This window comes from Pseudomonas sp. SBT1-2, from assembly GCF_028640875.1.
In the GTDB taxonomy this organism is placed as follows: Bacteria; Pseudomonadota; Gammaproteobacteria; order Pseudomonadales; family Pseudomonadaceae; genus Aquipseudomonas; species Aquipseudomonas chlororaphis_I.
This window is the reverse complement of record NZ_JAQZAA010000028.1, coordinates 30,338-48,263: the sequence shown is the minus strand read 5'-3', so window position 1 is coordinate 48,263 and position 17,926 is coordinate 30,338. Positions and strand designations below refer to the sequence as shown.

Here is a 17,926-nt window from a genome sequence, read left to right as displayed (position 1 = left end):
ATAAGGCCTCACATTTGGCAACTGCCTGAAGCGTTCAACACCCCTTGAACACCCCCGGCCGCTTCTCGACCATCGCTCGTACACCTTCCTTGGCGTCCTCGCTGTTCAATAGCTTCTTCACCAGCGGCGGCAGCCCCTGCGCCGCCGCGCTTTCCCCTTCGAGCCGGGCTTGCCGGGCCGACATCAGGGTCGCCTGAACCCCCAGCGGCGCCTGGCTGGCGATCCGTTCGGCGAGGGCCAGGGCGCGGGGCAGCAGGTCTTCGCTGGCCATGACTTCTTGCACCAGCCCCAGGCGCAGGGCTTCATGGGCGTCGAATTCGTCGCCGGTGAGCAACCAGCGCATGGCGTTGCCCCAGCCGGCGATCTGATGCAGGCGCAGGGTGGCGCCGCCGAACGGAAAGATGCCGCGTTGCACTTCCAGCTGGGCGAAGCGGGTATTGCTGGCGCACAGGTTGATATCCGCCGCCAGCATCAGCTCGATGCCTATGGTCAGGCAGTAGCCCTGCACCGCGACTATCACCGGTTTGCTGACCCGTGGCCCGGCGAAGACGCCCCAGGGATCGCAACCGCCGGCCGGCGCCTGCCAGCCTTTGGCGAGCTTGGCCCCGACGTTGGCCAGGTCCAGCCCCGCGGTGAAGTGCTCGCCATGGCCGAACACCACGGCGACGCGGGCTTCGGCACAGGCCTCGAACTCGCCATAGGCCAGGCTGAGTTGATCGAGCAACTGCAGGTCGAAGGCGTTGCGCTTGGCGACCCGGTCCAGGCCGATGAGGAAGAGATGACCACGTTGTTCACGGCTGACGCGACTGCAACTGGGCTGGCTCATGGGGCATTTCCTCGGACGGTAAAGAGTGTCTCGGACCGACGGTATCGGCCGGCAAGATGAACCGTTTAAGCGTCATCCCCCGACAGGCGTGGGCCTGTGCAAAATAGACCTTTGCCGGATTATCCGCAAAGCCTGTGACAACTAGGTATTCAGCGGGTTTTTCCGATAAAAAAAACTCCCTTTTTTGAGTAATTCCGGTATAGTGCGCGCCGGCCTTTAACCGGGCCTCGTTTAGGTGATGCAATTCCCCGAAGTCAGCTTCGGCTGCTTGTCCGCTGCGCGGACTATCCTTGACGTTCATTTCTTTCAATCGTTTTCGCAAATCCCCGCCGACAAAGCTGCCAGGGTGACTCTTGAGTCTTACACGGCATGCGCAGCTTTGGAGCATGGGTCTTTGCGGATGCACTTAGAGGCAGACCCATGACCCAGGAAATCGGCGGCTTCGCCGCTCTTGAACTTCATCCCAATATTGTCGCTGCAGTAGTCGCTACCGGCTATGAAGAGCCTTCGGCCATTCAGCAGCAGTCGATCCCGATCATCCTCGCCGGTCACGATATGATTGGCCAGGCGCAAACCGGTACCGGTAAGACCGCCGCGTTCGCCCTGCCTATCCTGCACCGCATTGATCCGTCCAAGCGCGAGCCGCAAGCTCTGATCCTGGCCCCAACCCGTGAGTTGGCGCTGCAAGTTGCAACCGCTTTCGAAACCTACGCCAAGCAAATGCCGGGCGTAACTGTTGTGGCTGTCTACGGCGGCGCGCCGATGGGCCCACAACTGAAAGCAATCCGTAATGGCGCACAGATCGTTGTCGCCACTCCGGGCCGTCTGTGCGACCACCTGCGTCGCGACGAAAAAGTCCTGGCGACCGTGAACCACCTGGTTCTCGACGAAGCCGACGAAATGCTCAAGCTGGGCTTCATGGATGACCTGGAAGTGATCTTCAAGGCCATGCCGGAAACCCGCCAGACTGTACTGTTCTCGGCCACCTTGCCGCAGTCGATCCGTGCGATCGCCGAGCGTCACCTGAAGGACCCGAAACACGTCAAGATTCAGAGCAAGACCCAGACCGTCACCGCGATCGAACAGGCTCACCTGTTGGTTCACGCTGACCAGAAGACTTCTGCCGTTCTCAGCCTGCTGGAAGTGGAAGATTTCGACGCCCTGATCATGTTCGTGCGCACCAAGCAAGCGACCCTGGACCTGGCCAGTGCCCTGGAAGCCAAAGGCTACAAGGCCGCTGCGCTGAACGGCGACATCGCCCAGAACCAGCGTGAGCGCGTGATCGACTCCCTCAAGGATGGTCGCCTGGACATCGTTGTGGCGACCGACGTTGCCGCCCGTGGCCTGGACGTACCGCGCATCACCCACGTATTCAACGTGGACATGCCGTACGACCCGGAATCCTACGTGCACCGTATCGGCCGTACCGGCCGTGCCGGTCGCGAAGGTCGTGCGCTGCTGCTGGTGACTCCACGCGAGCGCCGCATGCTGCAAGTGATCGAGCGTGTAACCGGTCAGAAGGTGGCCGAGGTTCGTCTGCCGGACGCCCAAGCCGTTCTCGATGCGCGCATCAAGAAGCTGACCAACAGCCTGTCGCCGCTGGTGGCTGACGCTGAATCGACCCACGGTGATCTGCTCGATCGCCTGACCGCCGATATCGGTTGCAGCCCGCGTGCCCTGGCCGCGGCCCTGCTGCGCAAGGCCACCAACGGTCAGGCGCTGAACCTGGCAGCGATCGAGAAGGAACGCCCACTGGTGCCGAACAGCGCGCCACGTGGCGACCGTCCCGAGCGTTCCGGCGATCGTCCTGATCGCGGCGAGCGTGAGCGTCGTGCACCGATGCCTCTGGCTGAAGGTCGTGCCCGTTGCCGTACCGCGCTGGGCGCGCGTGACGGTATCGCGGCCAAGAACCTGCTGGGCGCCATCCTCAACGAAGGCGGCCTGGCCCGCGAAGCCATCGGTCGCATCCAGGTGCGTGACAGCTTCAGCCTGGTCGAGCTGCCGGAGGAAGGTCTGGAGCGTCTGCTGACCAAACTGAAGGACACTCGCGTGGCCGGCAAGCAGCTGAAGCTGCGTCGTTATCGCGAAGACTGATCGGCGTTGAGCTGATCGGTTGAACGAAAAAATCCCCGCCTGGTGCGGGGATTTTTTTGCCTGGTGTTTTGATCCGGTAGGGCTCGCCAGGCTTCATGCCCGACAGTGGCATCAACCGAAGCGATAGATATCCATGCCCAGCGCGCCCATGGTGAAGCCTTGATGGGCGATGCTGAAGTCGCCGCCGGCGCCTCTGGCGAAATACAGCGGCAGCAGGTGTTCATCGCTGGGATGGCTGCGCACGGCATTCGGTGCCTGGCGACGGTAATCGTGCAGCGCGGCTTCGTCGTTGGCGGCGAGTTTCTCGATCATCCAGTCGCGAAAAGCCTTGGCCCAGGGCTCGACGCTTTCCGGGCCGGCGTGCCAGTCCAGTTCGCGCAGGTTGTGGGTAATGCTGCCCGAGCCGATCAATAGCACCCCTTGTTGTCGCAGGCTGGACAGGGCATGGCCGACCTGAGTCTGCAAGGCCGGGCCCATTCGGCTGGGCAGGGAAACCTGGACCACCGGAATGTCCGCCTGTGGGTACATCAGCGACAGCGGCACCCAGACCCCATGGTCGAACGGGCGCTGGTCGTCGAGCTGCGCCGGCAGGCCGTCGGCCCTGAGCAGCTGTGCCACCTGTTCCGCCAGTTCAGGCTGGCCGGGGGCCGGGTATTGCACGGCGAACAGCGCCGCGGGGAAACCACCGAAGTCATGCCAGGTTTGCGGTTGCGGGTTGCTACTGACCCGCAGGTCCTGGCTTTCCCAGTGGGCCGATACCACCACTATGGCCTTGGGACGTGGCAGCTCGGCGGCCAGGCGGGTGAGGGCCGGGCCGCTGGCGCCGGGTTCCAGGGCAAGCATCGGCGATCCGTGGGAGATAAACAGGCTAGGGAGCATGAATAAGGTCCTGAGCGTTAAGATGCACCATCTTTAATCAGATCATTGATCTAAATCTAATATAAGTTTTTGTGGTTTTTGATCGAATTTCAGGGTGATTTATGCAGCCGGAGTTTTGGCACAAACGCTGGGAACAGAATCAGATCGGCTTCCATTTGTCCGAGGTTAATCCTTATCTGCAACGCTACTGGCCCCAACTGGAGCTGGCGCCGGGTTCGCGGGTGCTGGTGCCGCTGTGCGGCAAGAGCCTGGACCTGAGCTGGCTGGCCAGCCAGGGGCATCAGGTGCTGGGTATCGAGTTGTCGGAGAAGGCCATCCAGGACTTTTTCAGCGAACAGCAGTTGCAGCCGCAGGTCAGCCTTCGAAGTGGGTTCAAGGTCTATGAGTACGGTCCGATCCAGCTCTGGTGCGGCGACTTTTTTGCCCTGCAGGCCACGGATGTCGCCGACTGCCAGGCGTTGTACGACCGGGCGGCGTTGATCGCCTTGCCGCCGGAGATGCGCGAGCGGTATGCGGCGCATTTGCAGTCCATCCTGCCCCAGGGCTGCCAGGGGCTGCTGGTCACCCTGGATTACGACCAGGCGCTGATGGCGGGGCCACCTTTCGCCGTGCTCGATGACGAGGTCAAGGCCTTGCTCGGTAAACGCTGGCAGCTGCGGGTCGAGGAGGAGCGGGACATTCTTGGCGAGAGCTGGAAGTTTCTCCAGGGCGGCGTGACCCGCCTCGAAGAGCGGGTCTATCGCTTGCTGGCACGCTGAGTTCCGGTTTCCACAGGCAATAAAAAAGGGCGACCTGGGTCGCCCTTTTTTGTGTTGCGCCAGCATTATCCGCGACGACGACTCAGTGCGTCGATACGCTCTTCCAGCGGCGGGTGGCTCATGAACATGCGAGCCAGGCCTTGCTTGAGGCCACCGTTGATGCCGAAGGCATTCAGGGTGTCGGGCATGTGCACCGGCAGGCCCTGTTCCGAGCGCAGGCGTTGCAGGGCGCCGATCATTGCCGCGGTACCGGCCAGTTGCGCGCCGGCTTCGTCGGCACGGAATTCGCGCTTGCGCGAGAACCACATGACGATGGCGCTGGCCAGGATGCCCAGGACCAGTTCGGCGAAGATGGTCGCGATGTAGTAGGCGATACCCTGGCCTTCTTCGTTCTTGAAAATCACCTTGTCGACGAAGTTGCCGATGATGCGCGCGAAGAACATCACGAAGGTGTTCACCACGCCCTGGATCAGCGCCAGGGTAACCATGTCGCCGTTGGCCACGTGACCGATCTCGTGGGCCAGCACGGCTTTCACTTCATCGGGCGAGAAGCGCTCGAGCAGGCCCTGGCTCACCGCGACCAGTGCGTCGTTCTTGTTCCAGCCGGTGGCGAAGGCGTTGGCCTCGTAGGCCGGGAAAATACCGACTTCTGGCATCTTGATCCCGGCTTCGCGGGACAGTTGCTCGACGGTTTGCAGCAGCCATTGCTCATGACGAGTACGAGGCTGGGTAATGATCTGGGTGCTGGTGCTCATTTTCGCCATCCACTTGGAGATGAACAGCGAGAACAGGGAACCGGCGAAACCAAAGACCGCACAGAAAACCAGCAGCTGATTGAGGTTGAGATCAACCCCATTGGCCGCCATGAACCCGTTGAAGCCGAAAAGGCTCAGGGTGATGCTGGCAATCAGCACGACCGCCAGGTTAGTGGCCAAGAACAGCAGGATGCGCATCATGGTTGTAGAAATCTCCTCATGCTAAAGATGTAGCGTTCTGCGGGGTATATAAGGTGCGGCACCGGCCTATTCAACCGGGTGACTATTTCAAACTGTGTCCTGCAGGCTGATTTTAGACGCTTGCATGAGCTTTCTGTCGCAGGTGGGGAAGGCACCGAAAGCTGACCAGCGCTTCAGAGGCGTGTTACCACTGGGCACGAGGTGCAAGGCAAAGATACAGAAGGGTAGGCGCAGCAGGGAGTACAGAAGTGTTGCTGAATTAATCGCAGTGCGACCCGGGGCGGTCGCACTGCGTCGCAAGGCTTACTGGCGATACGACTTGAGGAAGCTGCCGATACGGCCGATCGCCTGTTCCAGGTCATCGACCCGCGGCAATGTCACGACACGGAAGTGGTCCGGCCATGGCCAGTTGAAGGCGGTGCCCTGAACCACCAGCAGTTTCTCCGAGAGCAGCAGGTCCAGGACGAACTTCTCATCGTTGTGGATCGGGCAGACTTTCGGGTCGATTTTCGGGAAGGCGTACAGCGCGCCCATGGGCTTGACGCAGCTGACGCCGGGGATGTCGTTGAGCAGTTCCCAGGTGCGGTTGCGCTGTTCCAGCAGGCGGCCCGGCGGCAGCACCAGGTCGTTGATGCTCTGGTAGCCACCCAGCGCCGTTTGAATGGCGTGCTGGCTCGGCACGTTGGCGCACAGGCGCATGTTGGCCAGCATGTCGATGCCTTCGATGTAGCTCTGGGCGTGGTGCTTGGGACCGGAAATGGCCACCCAGCCGGAACGGAAACCGGCCACCCGGTAGGACTTGGACAGGCCGTTGAAGGTCAGGCACAGCAGGTCCGGCGCCAGGGAGGCGGTGCAGACGTGCACGGCGTCATCGTAGAGGATCTTGTCGTAGATCTCGTCGGAGAACACCACCAGGTTGTGCTGGCGCGCCAGTTCGAGCATCTCCAGCAACACTTCCTTGGGGTATACCGCGCCGGTCGGGTTGTTCGGGTTGATGATCACCAGGGCCTTGGTGTTCGGGGTGATCTTGGCCTTGATGTCGGCGATGTCCGGCCACCAGTTGGCCTGCTCGTCGCACAGGTAGTGCACCGGGTTGCCGCCGGCCAGGCTCACGGCCGCGGTCCACAGCGGGTAGTCCGGGGCCGGTACCAGCACTTCGTCACCGTTGTTGAGCAGGGCCTGCATGGCCATGACGATCAGTTCGGAAACGCCGTTGCCCAGGTAGATGTCTTCGATGCCGACGCCTTCCACCTGCTTTTGCTGGTAGTACTGCATGACTGCCTTGCGGGCGCTGAACAGGCCCTTGGAGTCGCTGTAGCCCTGTGCGGTCGGCAGGTTGCGGATCACGTCCTGGAGAATTTCGTCCGGCGCTTCGAAACCAAAAGGCGCCGGGTTGCCGATGTTCAGCTTGAGGATGCGATGGCCTTCCTCTTCCAGGCGTTTGGCGTGCTTGAGCACTGGGCCGCGAATGTCATAACAGACGTTGGCGAGCTTGTTCGATTTGCTGACCTGCATGGCGATGTGTTCCCGAAAATGAACGATCCAGACGGTGAGTGAGCTACCGTACTGGGAATCCTGCGTTTGCACACAGGCCTGAAGCCTGGGTTCGCGGCGGCAAAATCCGTTTGAACCCGTGTAACACGGCTGCCAGACTGGCGTCTAACGAGGCGCAATCATACGTGCCGCCCGATCCGTGGAAAAGATACAGATCGGGCTTTTTCAGTTGCAGAGGAAGGACCATGGAAAAGCTGGAAAAAACCCTTGAAGAATGGCGTGCCATGCTCGATCCGGAGCAGTACAACGTCTGCCGCCTCAAAGGCACCGAACGGCCGTTCTCGGGCAAGTACAACGCCACCAAGACCGACGGTGTGTATCACTGCATCTGCTGCAATGCGCCACTGTTCGACTCCAAGGCCAAATTCGACTCCGGTTGTGGCTGGCCGAGCTTCTACGAGCCGATCGGCGAGAGCGCCATGGTCGAGATCCGTGACCTGAGCCACGGCATGATCCGCACCGAAGTGGTCTGCGCCAAATGCGATGCGCACCTGGGGCATGTATTTCCGGACGGTCCGCCGCCGACCGGCCTGCGCTACTGCATCAACTCGGTGTGCCTGGACCTGGTTCCACGCTGATCGTAGTGGGCGCCCAAGGCGATTTTTCGAAATCGCTTTTTGGCTAATTAAATTGCACGCAATTTAATTGAGCGCTATTTTTATCGCACCTTTCGTTTCTGGAGTCCGCGCCATGAGTGACACATTGCTGAACATTCCGTGCACCACCATCAAGGGTGAGCAAAAGACCCTGGCCGACTTCGCCGGCAAGGCCGTGCTGGTGGTCAACACCGCGAGCAAGTGCGGTTTCACCCCGCAGTACAAGGGCCTGGAAGAACTGTGGCAGACCTACAAGGACCGGGGCCTGGTGGTGCTGGGCTTTCCCTGCAATCAGTTCGGCAAGCAGGAGCCGGGCAACGAAGGGGCGATTTCCGAGTTCTGCGAGCTGAACTACGGCGTCAGCTTTCCGCTGTTCAAGAAGATCGACGTCAATGGCGCCGAGGCGCATCCACTGTTCGTGCAGTTGAAAAAACGCGCGCCGGGGGTATTGGGTTCCCAGGGCATCAAGTGGAACTTCACCAAGTTCCTGATTGGCAAGGACGGCGCGCTGGTCAAGCGTTTCGCCCCGGCCACCAAGCCCCAGGACCTGACCCGCGAGATTGAAGCCCTGCTCAAATGACCGACCTGTCCGCCGATTCGCTGAAACTCGACAGCCAGCTGTGCTTCAAGCTGTACGCCGCCTCGCGGGCCGTAGTGCGGGGCTACAAGCCGATGCTCGACCAGTTGGGCCTGACCTATCCGCAGTACCTGGTGATGCTGGTGCTCTGGGAATGGCAGGCCACGCCGCCAGAGCTGCCGACGGTCAAGGCACTGGGGGAACGCCTGGCGCTGGATTCCGGGACCCTGACACCGCTGCTCAAGCGCCTTGAACAGCTGCAACTGGTGCAGCGCCAGCGTTCGTCCCGCGACGAGCGCGAGGTGCACCTGAGCCTGAGCGAGGCCGGCCTGGCCCTGCGCGATCAGGTGCCGCCGCTCAAGGCCGCGCTGTTATGCGACAGCGGTGTCGACCTCGACAGCCTGAGCGAATTGCGCAATGGCCTGGACCGTCTGCTGGCCCAGGTCAAAGCGCTGTCGTAGTCGGCACCCAGAGGTCCAAGAGGGCGATCAGCTCTTCACGGCGGAAGGGTTTGGCCAGGTAGTCGCTCATGCCCGCGGCCCGGCAGCGCTCGCGCTCTTCGGGCATGGCATTGGCGGTCAGGGCGACGATCGGCAGGTCCGGCCAGCGGCCGCTGCGGCGGATCTGCCGGCTGGCCTCGTAGCCATCCATCACCGGCATGTTGCAGTCCATCAGCACCAGGTCGAAATGCTGGTGCTCCAGCACGTCCAGGGCTTCGGCGCCCTGGGAGGCGACCGTCACTTCGCAGCCGAGCTTGCTCAGCATGCCTTTGGCCACCAGCTGGTTCACCGGGTTGTCTTCCACCAGCAGGATGAAGGCGCGGCGCAGGGGCGCCAGGGTTTCCAACTGGGTTTCATTGATCACCGCGGTTTCGGCCAGCAGGGCCCGGCGCAGGGTCTGATACAAGGCGTTGCGCGCCAATGGCCGCGCCTGTTGCTGCAACGGCGCCAGGGCGCTGGCTTCTTCGCTGGGCAGGAAACTGCCGTAGGCGGTGACCAGCAGAATCGGCGCGCTGATGCTCGGGCGCAGGCCGAACAGGCATTCCGGGCAGTCGGTGATCAACAGGTCCGGCTTCTGCCCGAGCAGTGATTCATCGAGATCGCAGCGCCGATATTCCAGCCCCCAGAACGGCAACTGCACGCTCAGCAGTTCGGCCAGCCCGCTGCCTTCGGAGGTAATGGCCAGCACCTGGCCGTGCAGAGGCGACGGTGGGCTGGCAGGCGTGTGGCAGGGCAGCGGCAGGTCGGCACAGAACTGGCTGCCAAACCCCACTTCCGAGCTGATGCTCAGGCGCCCCTGCATGGCTTCGCAGAGGTTGTAGGTCAGCGCCAGGCCCAGGCCGGTGCCGCCGTATTGCCGGGTGATCCCGGCGCCGGCCTGGGTATAGGGCTGGAAGATCTTCACCTGGGCCTCGCGGGCGATGCCGATGCCGGTGTCGCAGACTTCGATCCTGACCCCGTCTTCGAGCCTACGCAGGCGCACATCGACACGGCCGAAGCGGGTGAACTTGAGGGCGTTGGACAGCAGGTTGCTGACGATCTGCCGCACGCGCGTGGGGTCGCCGAGGACCAGCGCCGGGAACTCCGGCTCGATCAGGCAGGCCAGCTCGACACTCGGCGCGGCGTTCTGCGACAGCAGGTTGGCGGTGTCCTCCACCAGCACCCCGAGGTCGAAGGGGATGCGCTCCAGCTCCAACTGGCCGGCGTCGAACTTGGACATGTCGAGAATATCGTTGAGCAGCTCCACCAGCACTTTGCCGGAGTCGTGGGCGATCGACAGTTGCTGGCGTTGTTCGGCGTTCAGCGGACTGTCCAGCGACAGGGCGATCATGCCCAGCAAGCCATTGAGCGGCGTGCGGATTTCATGGCTCATGTTGGCCAGGAAAGCGGCTCGCGCCTGGGCCATGTCGAGGGCGGTACTACGAGCGATTTCCAGCTCTTCGTTGGACTGGCTCAGCCGGTCGTTGATCGCCTTGAGCTCGGTGGTGCGCGCCGAGACGATATTTTCCAGCTGCCCGAGGTAGTCGGTCAGGCGGTTTTCGGCATTGCGCCGTTGCTGGATCTCGGTGGCCATGTTGTCGAACTGCTGGTTGGCGACCTTGACCAGCACGCCGATCTCGTCCTGTTCGTGGCTGGGCGGAAAGTCCAGTCGCGTCTGGTCGGGGTTGCGCGGATCGCGGCCGCTGAGCTCGCGAATGACGCCGACCAGGGGTTTGGTCAGCATCACGTAGAACAGCGCCAGGAGCAGCCCGGTGAGGATCAGGCTGCGCATGAAACCGTTGATCAGGGTGATTTCCGCACGGCGCAGGAAGCGGCTGCCGAACGAGTAGGTGTCGACTTCCAGGTGCAGGACGCCGAGGGATTCCGAGGGCAGGTGATCGAGGTACAGGCGGTCCTGGAACTCGCGCTTGGCGCCGAACAGGAAGTCGCTGAGCATCCGGTAGGGGCTTTGCTGGGCCGGTCGGGTGACGTTGGCCAGCAAAGTGTCGTTGTTGTCGATCAGCCGGGCGCGGATGATCGCCGGCGAGCGCAGCAGGCCGAGCGTCAGCTCCTGGGCGAGCTCGGAGTCGATGTTGTAGGCGATACGCGAGGCCGGATTGTGGCTGATTTCCAGGAGCGCGTTGATTTCCCGGTTGATGGAGGCATCTTCGCTGGCATAATCGATGCCGATTTGCAGCAGACTGAGCGCCGTCCCCAGGACAAACCCGACCAGCACAGTGAGCCTGGCTTGCTTGTAAGACAGGCGGTTGGTGAACTTGATGTCCATGGGGTGTTGAACCAATTTCCGTTTCCCTTCGCTGGGCAAGCATAGCTGATCGTCAGTGTGTGCCGGCAGGGCCCGGCACCGTTCGCCTGCGATAGACCTGGGCGGCGGAAGGTCGTTTCGTCTGCGTGCCACATCATTACTGGGAACCTGCCCGAGGAGAAGTCGTGGAATCTCGATTGAATGCTTTTCTTGAACGCGCCGACGCGGTTCTGGCGCGTATCGAGCCGCTGTTGCCCGCGCCGCGACAAGCCATCGACTGGAGCCAATGCCTGGCCGCGCGCTGGCAACGTGAAGGCCGCAGCGGTTTTCTGCTGCCGCTGGAGGTCAGCCTGGACATGCGCTTGTCCGACCTGATCGGTGTCGACAACCAGCGCGACCAGTTGGGGCGTAATACCCGGCAGTTTCTCGACGGCCTGCCGGCCAACCACGCCTTGCTGTGGGGCTCGCGCGGCACCGGTAAATCGTCGCTGGTCCGCGCGCTGCTGGCCGAGCATGCCGAGCATGGCCTGCGCCTGATCGAAATCGAGCGCGATCACCTGGCCGACCTGCCGCGGGTGGTGGAGCAACTGGTCAAGCTGCCGCAACGTTTCGTGCTGTTCTGCGACGACCTGTCGTTCGAGTCGGGCGAGGGCGACTACCGGGTACTCAAGAGCGTGCTCGACGGCTCGCTGGAGCAGGCCCCGGATAACGTGCTGCTGTATGCCACCTCCAACCGCCGGCACCTGGTGCCGGAGAAGGAAAGCGACAACGAGAACTGGAAGCGCGTCGATGGCGAGTTGCACCCGAGCGAGGCAGTGGAAGACAAAATTGCCCTGTCGGACCGCTTCGGCCTGTGGCTGTCGTTCTATCCCTTCACCCAGGAGCATTACCTGAACGTGGTCGAGCACTGGATCGGCGAGTTGGGAAGCAAGGCTGGCCTGCAATGGCAGCGTGACGAAGCCCTGGACATCCTCGCCGTGCGCTGGGCCACCGGCCGCGGCAATCGCAATGGTCGCTGCGCGTATCAGTTCGCACGCTACTGGGTAGGTTTGCAGTTGTTGGAGCAAAAAGCATGATCGATCTGCAGAACACCGGCAAAGGCCTGGACGGCTATGCCTTGCTGTGCGCCCAGCTGGAATCGTTGCTGGCCGACGAGCGCGATTTCATCGCCAACGCCGCGCAATTCTCGGCGTTTCTGTTCAATCAGATGGACGACTTGAACTGGGCCGGGTTCTACCTCAATCGCAACGAGGAACTGGTGCTCGGCCCGTTCCAGGGCCAGATCGCCTGTGTGCGCATTCCCTTCGGGCGTGGCGTGTGCGGTGCGGCCGCGGCGAGCCTGCAGACCCAGCGGGTCGAGGATGTGCACGCGTTCCCCGGGCATATCGCCTGCGACAGCGCTTCCAACAGTGAGTTGGTGGTGCCCCTGGTCAAGGCTGGGCGGCTGATTGGCGTGCTGGATCTGGACAGCCCGAAAATCGCCCGCTTCACCCTCGAGGATCAGGCCGGCATCGAGCGCCTGGCGGCAATTTTCCTGCGCCTGACCGACTGCTGAGCCCGCGTCAGGCCCTGAGGCCGGCCTTGCCCAGCACGCCCTCGGGATCTACCGCATCGATCTGCTGCGGTTCCATGAAGCGGTCGGCGTACTGCTGGTAGATCCCGGTCTGGATGAACAACTCGAACAGCTGCGGATCGATATGGGCATCGCGGCACATGGTCGCCATGATGCCCAGCGCTTCGCTCAGGGTCTTGCCCTTCTTGTAGGGGCGATCGGCCGCGGTCAGCGCTTCGAAGATATCGGCGATCGCCATCATCCGCGCCGGCAGGCTCATCTGCTCCCGTTTCAGCTGCCTGGGATAACCGGTGCCATCCATTTTCTCGTGATGGCCGCCGGCGATCTCGGTGATGCTGTTCAAGTGGCTGGGGAAGGGCAGGTGGCTGAGCATCCGGATGGTCTGCACCATGTGGTGATTGATCACGTAGCGCTCTTCACGGGTCAGGGTGCCTTTGCCGATTTTCAGGTTGTACAGCTCGCCACGGTTGTACTTGTAGGGCGGCACATCGAGCTTGAAGCCCCAGGGATTGTCCGCCGGAATCAGCTCGCAAGGGTTGCGTTCGATCAGATGCTCGGGCTTGTCGGCCAGCAGCGGTTCGGTGACCGGCAGGGTCGCCGCCGGGGTACGTTGCTGGCGGCGGTTTTCTTCCCAGGACACGCCCAGGCGATCGTCCAGGGTGCGGCTCCAGGTGCGTTGGGCAATTCGTTCCAGGTGTTGCAGATCGGCCTCGGCCATGGCTTCGCTGCCGAGGTTGCAGCGGGCGATAAAGGCAAAGTCGTCGTCCAGTTCCGCCAGGCCGGCATCGCGGATCGCCGCCAGCGAAGCCTCATCGCCACCCTGGGCACGAGCCTGCCAATAGTCGATCCAGAGATCGCGCTTGAGCACCTCGAAGCGGGTGCGGATCTCGTGGATGCGGTCGTTCAGGGTTTCCAGCTTGGTGGCCTTGTCCACCACGTACTCGGGGGTCGTGATCTTGCCGCAATCGTGCAGCCAGGCCGCGATATGCAACGCCTCCCACTCGTCCTCGGTGGGCTGGTAGGCGCTGAACGGCGGTTGCTGGCTGGCCGCGGCGGCCTGGGCCAGCATCAGGGTCAGCGCCGGCACCCGCTGGCAATGCCCGCCGGTGTACGGGCTCTTGGCATCGATCGCCCCGGCCAGCAGCTGGATGAAGGCGTCGAGCAATTGCTTTTGCCGGTTCTGCAAGCGCTGGCTGTCGATGCTGACCGCCGCGGCGCCGGAGACTGCCTGCAAGAAAGCGATGCGGTCCGGGCGCAGCTTTTCCAGGTCGGCTTCCTGGCCGCTGTCGGCCAACAGCAGGACAAGGATGCCGACGGTTTCGTTGTGACGATTGTGCAGGCGGATACCGATCAGATGGACGCTGGGGCAGTTCATGGCCAGCAGCACGCTTTGCAGGTCGGCCGCCTGCTCGAACCCCAGGGTCGTGACCACGTTCTCGCTGTTCGCCAGTTGCCGCAGCCACACCGGGCTTGCGTCGTGCTGGGCATCCTGGCTCCGTATGTCGAATGCCGGCAGGTCCTGGACATTGCCGGCAATGATCAGGCCGTGAGGCTCCAGGCTCATGCCTTCGTTTTCCCGCAGGTAGATCAGCCCGGCCTGGGCCTGGCCGATCTTCATGGTTTCAAACAGCACCCGTTGCAGCAGCGGGTCGAAGCGGGTTTCCGCGGAAAGGCTGGCGGTGATTTCAAAAAAGCTGGCCAGGGTGTCTTTCATGCGGGCCATCGACACGCTCAACTGGTCGACTTCCAGCACCGGCGAGCGGCGGGTCAGCGGGTAGTTGAAATCGAAGCTGCGGACGGCGTCGGCTTCCTGCACCAGGGCGCGCAACGGCCTGACCAGCACCCGTGAGGTCAGCCAGCCGAGCGGCAGGCACAGCAGCAGAATGCTCAGGGTGATCAGCGCGCCTTGCCAGCGCATGCGATAGGCGTCCGCCAGCAACTCGTCCTCGGGCACCAGCAGCGCCAGCTGCAAGCCACGGGGCCCACCTTCCTGCAGATGACGACTGGCAACTATCCATTGGCGATCCTTGAGTCGCAGGCGATTACCCTGGGCCTTGCCCTGCAACAGCGCATCGAGGGCCGGGTTCAGGTCGTTGGCGCGGATCAGCCGGGCACTCTGTTCTTCGACGATCAGCCGACGGCTGTCCGGATAAGCCACGGCATGGCCATTGCCATCCACCAGGGCGATTTCAGTGCTGGGCGTGACCCGATGCTTGGCCAGGGTGGCCGAGAGTTGTTCCAGGGTCAGGTCGGCGCCCATCACCGCGTTATGGCCACTGCGGCGGGCGAGGGTGGTACCGACGTTGCGGGTGGAGAAAAAGACGTACGGCTCGGTGGTGATCTGATCGGTGTCGGCCTTGGCGTTGGCAAACCAGTTGCGGCTGCTCGGGTCGTAGGCTTCCTGGGAATTGTCCCGGCGGCTGACCAGGGCGAGGTCGGCGTCGTAGAACAGCGACTGTGAATGCAGTTGCCCGGTATGGCGGTCGCGCTCGATGCTCCAGACTTCATAGGCCGCGGGTCCGGGGGCCTGGCGGGCCTCCTTCAAGGCCTGGCTGCGCAAGGGCCGGACCATGAAAAAGTCCCCGTCGGCATAACCCACATAGAGGGAAGCCAACTCGGGATTGTCCTTGAGCGATTGGCTGAAAGGCCCGAGCAGCGCCAGGCGTTGCCCCAGGTCGGTGGCCTGGACGGCCGGATTGCCCACCAGCAGGCTGAGCAGATGGCGAATCGGTTCGTAGGTCGCTTTCAGGTCCAGCTGCACGTCCTGTTCGATGCGCTGGAACAGTTTTTCGCTGCTGGAAAGGATGATGCGGGTGGTCTGCTGGTAATTGAAAACGCCCAGCACCACGCCGGTCAGCAGAAGCAGGCAAGTGAACATCACGCTGATATGCACATGGAGAGGAAATCGGCGTTTATCGAACGACAGCGTGCTCGGCATTACAGCTCTCTCCAGGGGGCGCGTGATGCGCAGCTCAACGTCTCAGCATAGTTAAGGCAGGTGCATTGTGCTCAGGGGAGGCGGCTCCGGAGGCGTTGCGAATTGCAGTCTGATGGAGACTCGCCATGAGGCTTTTGCGGCCGACTGACAGGATAGTGGCTTTTTGATATTTATCTGGCAACTAGCGGCAAACACAAGCTGTTGCGTTGGTGATGGGGCTCAGGTCAGGGGCGCGCTGGGCTGTTGATCGATCTGCCACAGCAGGGCCCGTTCGAGCTTGAGCATGGCCTGTTCCAGGGCGGTTCTGCGCTGCGTCAGGGTTTGCCTGTCCGCGTCTTCCAGAACGGCCTGCTCAAGGGCTTCGCACTGCGCTTCAAGGTCTTTGGCCTGCACCATCAGCGCCGAGCCCTTGATCTTGTGGGCCAGTTCCGCGAGTGCCCGGGGCGGTGGCTCGCAGGGCAGGGCCATCAGTTGCTGGCGGTCCCGATAGCTGCAATGCAGCAGTTCGGTGAGGATGCGCAGGGCGAACTGCGGTTTGCCACGGGACAGGGTGCGCAGCGCTTTCAGGCTGAACACGCCATTCCAGGGCCGCGGTTGCAGGCCAGCCAGTTTGTGGCTGAGGGTCGCCAAGCCGACAGGCTTGAACAGGCAGTCATCGATGCCGGCCTGTTCGCACTGCTGTCTCTCTTGCGGTCGGGGGCTGGCGGTCACCCCCAATACCCGGCAGGCCGCGCGGGACTCCAGGCGTTCATGCTCGCGGATGGCGCGGATCAGCTCGTAGCCGTGCATGCCCGGCATGTTGCAATCGACAATGAGCAGGTCGAAGAACCCCTTGCACCAGAGCTCGAAGCCTTGCTCGACGTCTTCGGCGGTGCGGCAGCGGTGCCCGAGAAAATGCAGTTGTTCCCCCAGCAGCAGGCGGTCCGCCGAATGATCGTCAATCACCAGTACGTTCAAGGCCCGGGTGGCAGGGGCAATGAGTGGCTCGACGAGGGTCGCGGGTTTTCGCGCAGGCTGACAGGCCAGCGGCAACAGGACCCGCACTTCCGTGCCTATGCCCGGCTGGCTGGCCAGTTGCAGCGTGCCTTGCATGAGCTCGCAGAGGTGACGGCAAAGGGTCAGGCCCAGCCCGGCGCCGTCAGGCCGGGAAAGGGGGCGAGCCTGGACCTGGAAGAAGGGTTCGAACAGCCTGTGCTGATCCTGCTCGTCGATGCCGATGCCGCTGTCCGTCACTTGCAGCATCAGTTGCACGTATTGCGGCTGCGTGGCCGCTTGCAGGTCGAGATGGACCCTGATCTGGCCCTGTTCGGTGAACGTGATCGCGTTGTGCAGCAGGTTGCCCAGGACCTGCCTGAAACGCAGCGGGTCGAGCAGCACATCGACCGGCTCGAGGCTGGAGTGGAAGGTCGGCAGCAGCTTGAGATGCTTCTCCCGGACCTGGCTGTCGAACTCGCTGACAACGGTTTCGACAAGCAGGTGCGGGTCGAGCCATTCAGGCTTCAGCGCCAGGCTGCCTGATTCGATGCGGGCGATATCGAGGGTATCGTCGACCAGGGCCTGCATTGTCCGCGCCGAGCGATAAGCCATTTCAATGACCGGACCATCCTGGGACTGGCTGGCGGAGCGCTGCTGCAGCAGTTCCAGCGCACCGATCAGCGCATTCATCGAGCGGCGCAGTTCGTGGCTGGTGCTGGCCAGGAATGCACTTTTCGCCCGGCAGGCCGCTTCGGCCTGTTGCCGGGCGGCCTCGAGGCTGTCGCTGAGCCGATGGCGTTCGCTGATATCGACCCAGCCGCCGATGATGCCCCGGACCTCGCCGTTCGCGTCCCGATAGGGCAGGACCCAGTGCTGGACGGTCAGTTCCTGCCCGTTCAGGCGCAGTGGACGGTCACGCAGCAGCGGGCGGCCTTGCGCCATGACCCGCTGGTAGTCAGCGTGATATTCGCGGGCCTGCCCGGGATCGTCCATGGCGCCCTGCAACAGGGTTTTGCCGATGAGCGCTTCGCGGTGGGCGGCGAGACTTTCCAGGTAACTGGCATTGCAGCTTTGCAGCAAGCCCTGGCGGTCGCGCACGTAAGTCGGATGCGGCACGCCGTCGATCCAGGCCTGCATGAATGCGAGCTGCTGCCCAAGATCATGCGCGGCCTGTTGCTGGCGGGCCAGGCGCCGGTGCAGCCAGGCATTCCAGCCCAGGGACGCCAGCAGCGGCACGCCAAGCCCCAGGCCAGCGAGCAGGAGCAGCCCGCGATGGCCGTTATCGAGAGGTGGGTCGGCAGCCGATTCAAGACAAGGCGCGGTGCCAGTGCACTGAGGGGCGGATGTTATTCCGGACTCTCGTTGCCCGGCCTCGACCAGGCCAAGAAACAGCACCGCCAGAACGGTCGTGGCCGTCAGGGTTAAATAATAAGAAATGTGTTTGAACATCCTGTT

14 protein-coding genes and 1 pseudogene are annotated in these 17,926 nt (G+C 62.7%); 7 read left to right on the top strand and 8 right to left on the bottom strand.

Going from position 1 to position 17,926, the window contains the following annotated elements:
- Positions 1–34: 34 nt before the first annotated feature.
- Positions 35–826: a crotonase/enoyl-CoA hydratase family protein gene (locus PVZ78_RS03060; RefSeq protein WP_009050118.1), complete on the bottom strand. Its 792-nt coding sequence runs from the start codon at positions 824–826 to the stop codon at positions 35–37.
- Complete coding sequence (locus PVZ78_RS03055) at positions 792–1,127, bottom strand: hypothetical protein (RefSeq protein ID WP_164485202.1); 336 nt, start codon at positions 1,125–1,127, stop codon at positions 792–794. The genes PVZ78_RS03060 and PVZ78_RS03055 overlap by 35 nt, the downstream gene beginning before the upstream one ends.
- 85 nt (positions 1,128–1,212) lie before the next feature.
- On the opposite strand from PVZ78_RS03055, the pseudogene PVZ78_RS03050 reads away from it, so the two are divergent.
- Positions 1,213–2,920, top strand: a pseudogene (locus PVZ78_RS03050) (DEAD/DEAH box helicase).
- Between the two features lie 111 nt (positions 2,921–3,031).
- On the opposite strand, the gene PVZ78_RS03045 reads toward PVZ78_RS03050, so the two are convergent.
- A complete protein-coding gene (locus PVZ78_RS03045; protein WP_124301947.1) occupies positions 3,032–3,799 on the bottom strand; it encodes a DODA-type extradiol aromatic ring-opening family dioxygenase in 768 nt (255 codons plus the stop codon).
- Between the two features lie 101 nt (positions 3,800–3,900).
- On the opposite strand from PVZ78_RS03045, the gene PVZ78_RS03040 reads away from it, so the two are divergent.
- Positions 3,901–4,557 (top strand): thiopurine S-methyltransferase, encoded by a 657-nt coding sequence (locus PVZ78_RS03040; protein ID WP_273828203.1) that lies wholly within the window; start codon positions 3,901–3,903, stop codon positions 4,555–4,557.
- Positions 4,558–4,622: 65 nt separating this feature from the next.
- Here PVZ78_RS03040 and htpX read toward each other — a convergent pair whose 3' ends face one another.
- A complete protein-coding gene (gene htpX / locus PVZ78_RS03035) occupies positions 4,623–5,513 on the bottom strand; it encodes a protease HtpX (protein WP_007931437.1) in 891 nt (296 codons plus the stop codon).
- Between the two features lie 303 nt (positions 5,514–5,816).
- On the bottom strand, positions 5,817–7,028 hold the full coding sequence (locus tag PVZ78_RS03030; RefSeq protein WP_009050115.1) for a pyridoxal phosphate-dependent aminotransferase: 1,212 nt from the start codon (positions 7,026–7,028) through the stop codon (positions 5,817–5,819).
- 224 nt (positions 7,029–7,252) lie between these two features.
- Between PVZ78_RS03030 and msrB the strand changes: the two genes are divergently transcribed.
- The 3 genes from msrB to PVZ78_RS03015 all read left to right on the top strand — a co-directional run bounded on the left by msrB (position 7,253) and on the right by PVZ78_RS03015 (position 8,701).
- On the top strand, positions 7,253–7,645 hold the full coding sequence (gene msrB, locus PVZ78_RS03025; RefSeq protein WP_009050114.1) for a peptide-methionine (R)-S-oxide reductase MsrB: 393 nt from the start codon (positions 7,253–7,255) through the stop codon (positions 7,643–7,645).
- 112 nt (positions 7,646–7,757) lie between these two features.
- Complete coding sequence (locus tag PVZ78_RS03020; protein WP_110175685.1) at positions 7,758–8,243, top strand: glutathione peroxidase; 486 nt, start codon at positions 7,758–7,760, stop codon at positions 8,241–8,243.
- Positions 8,240–8,701 carry a MarR family winged helix-turn-helix transcriptional regulator gene (locus PVZ78_RS03015; protein ID WP_028683058.1) on the top strand — a complete coding sequence of 154 codons (462 nt, stop codon included), beginning with the start codon at positions 8,240–8,242 and terminating at the stop codon, positions 8,699–8,701. Before PVZ78_RS03020 ends, PVZ78_RS03015 begins: the two co-directional genes overlap by 4 nt.
- Here PVZ78_RS03015 and PVZ78_RS03010 read toward each other — a convergent pair.
- A complete protein-coding gene (locus PVZ78_RS03010) occupies positions 8,685–11,006 on the bottom strand; it encodes a hybrid sensor histidine kinase/response regulator (RefSeq protein ID WP_009050111.1) in 2,322 nt (773 codons plus the stop codon). The two genes, PVZ78_RS03015 and PVZ78_RS03010, sit on opposite strands and share 17 nt — an antisense overlap.
- A 164-nt stretch (positions 11,007–11,170) precedes the next feature.
- Between PVZ78_RS03010 and PVZ78_RS03005 the strand changes: the two genes are divergently transcribed.
- Positions 11,171–12,061, top strand: a complete 891-nt coding sequence (locus tag PVZ78_RS03005) for an ATP-binding protein (RefSeq protein ID WP_009050110.1) — start codon at positions 11,171–11,173, stop codon at positions 12,059–12,061.
- Entirely contained in the window at positions 12,058–12,540 is a 483-nt protein-coding gene (locus tag PVZ78_RS03000) for a GAF domain-containing protein (protein WP_053269649.1), read from the top strand. The genes PVZ78_RS03005 and PVZ78_RS03000 overlap by 4 nt, the downstream gene beginning before the upstream one ends.
- A 7-nt stretch (positions 12,541–12,547) precedes the next feature.
- On the opposite strand, the gene PVZ78_RS02995 is transcribed toward PVZ78_RS03000, so the two are convergent.
- Together PVZ78_RS02995 and PVZ78_RS02990 are read right to left on the bottom strand one after the other, a co-directional pair.
- Positions 12,548–15,496: an HD domain-containing phosphohydrolase gene (locus PVZ78_RS02995; RefSeq protein WP_110175684.1), complete on the bottom strand. Its 2,949-nt coding sequence runs from the start codon at positions 15,494–15,496 to the stop codon at positions 12,548–12,550.
- Between the two features lie 219 nt (positions 15,497–15,715).
- A complete protein-coding gene (locus PVZ78_RS02990; protein WP_273828202.1) occupies positions 15,716–17,920 on the bottom strand; it encodes an ATP-binding protein in 2,205 nt (734 codons plus the stop codon).
- Positions 17,921–17,926: the final 6 nt, after the last annotated feature.

Coding starts and splice junctions, on each gene's coding strand:
- PVZ78_RS03055 (WP_164485202.1), bottom strand. CDS start 1,127: ATGAACGTCAAGGATAGTCCGCGCAGCGGACAAGCAGCCGAAGCTGAC.
- PVZ78_RS03030 (WP_009050115.1), bottom strand. CDS start 7,028: ATGCAGGTCAGCAAATCGAACAAGCTCGCCAACGTCTGTTATGACATT.
- msrB (WP_009050114.1), top strand. CDS start 7,253: ATGGAAAAGCTGGAAAAAACCCTTGAAGAATGGCGTGCCATGCTCGAT.
- PVZ78_RS03015 (WP_028683058.1), top strand. CDS start 8,240: ATGACCGACCTGTCCGCCGATTCGCTGAAACTCGACAGCCAGCTGTGC.
- htpX (WP_007931437.1), bottom strand. CDS start 5,513: ATGATGCGCATCCTGCTGTTCTTGGCCACTAACCTGGCGGTCGTGCTG.
- PVZ78_RS02990 (WP_273828202.1), bottom strand. CDS start 17,920: ATGTTCAAACACATTTCTTATTATTTAACCCTGACGGCCACGACCGTT.
- PVZ78_RS03020 (WP_110175685.1), top strand. CDS start 7,758: ATGAGTGACACATTGCTGAACATTCCGTGCACCACCATCAAGGGTGAG.
- PVZ78_RS03060 (WP_009050118.1), bottom strand. CDS start 826: ATGAGCCAGCCCAGTTGCAGTCGCGTCAGCCGTGAACAACGTGGTCAT.
- PVZ78_RS03010 (WP_009050111.1), bottom strand. CDS start 11,006: ATGGACATCAAGTTCACCAACCGCCTGTCTTACAAGCAAGCCAGGCTC.
- PVZ78_RS03000 (WP_053269649.1), top strand. CDS start 12,058: ATGATCGATCTGCAGAACACCGGCAAAGGCCTGGACGGCTATGCCTTG.
- PVZ78_RS03040 (WP_273828203.1), top strand. CDS start 3,901: ATGCAGCCGGAGTTTTGGCACAAACGCTGGGAACAGAATCAGATCGGC.
- PVZ78_RS02995 (WP_110175684.1), bottom strand. CDS start 15,496: ATGCCGAGCACGCTGTCGTTCGATAAACGCCGATTTCCTCTCCATGTG.
- PVZ78_RS03045 (WP_124301947.1), bottom strand. CDS start 3,799: ATGCTCCCTAGCCTGTTTATCTCCCACGGATCGCCGATGCTTGCCCTG.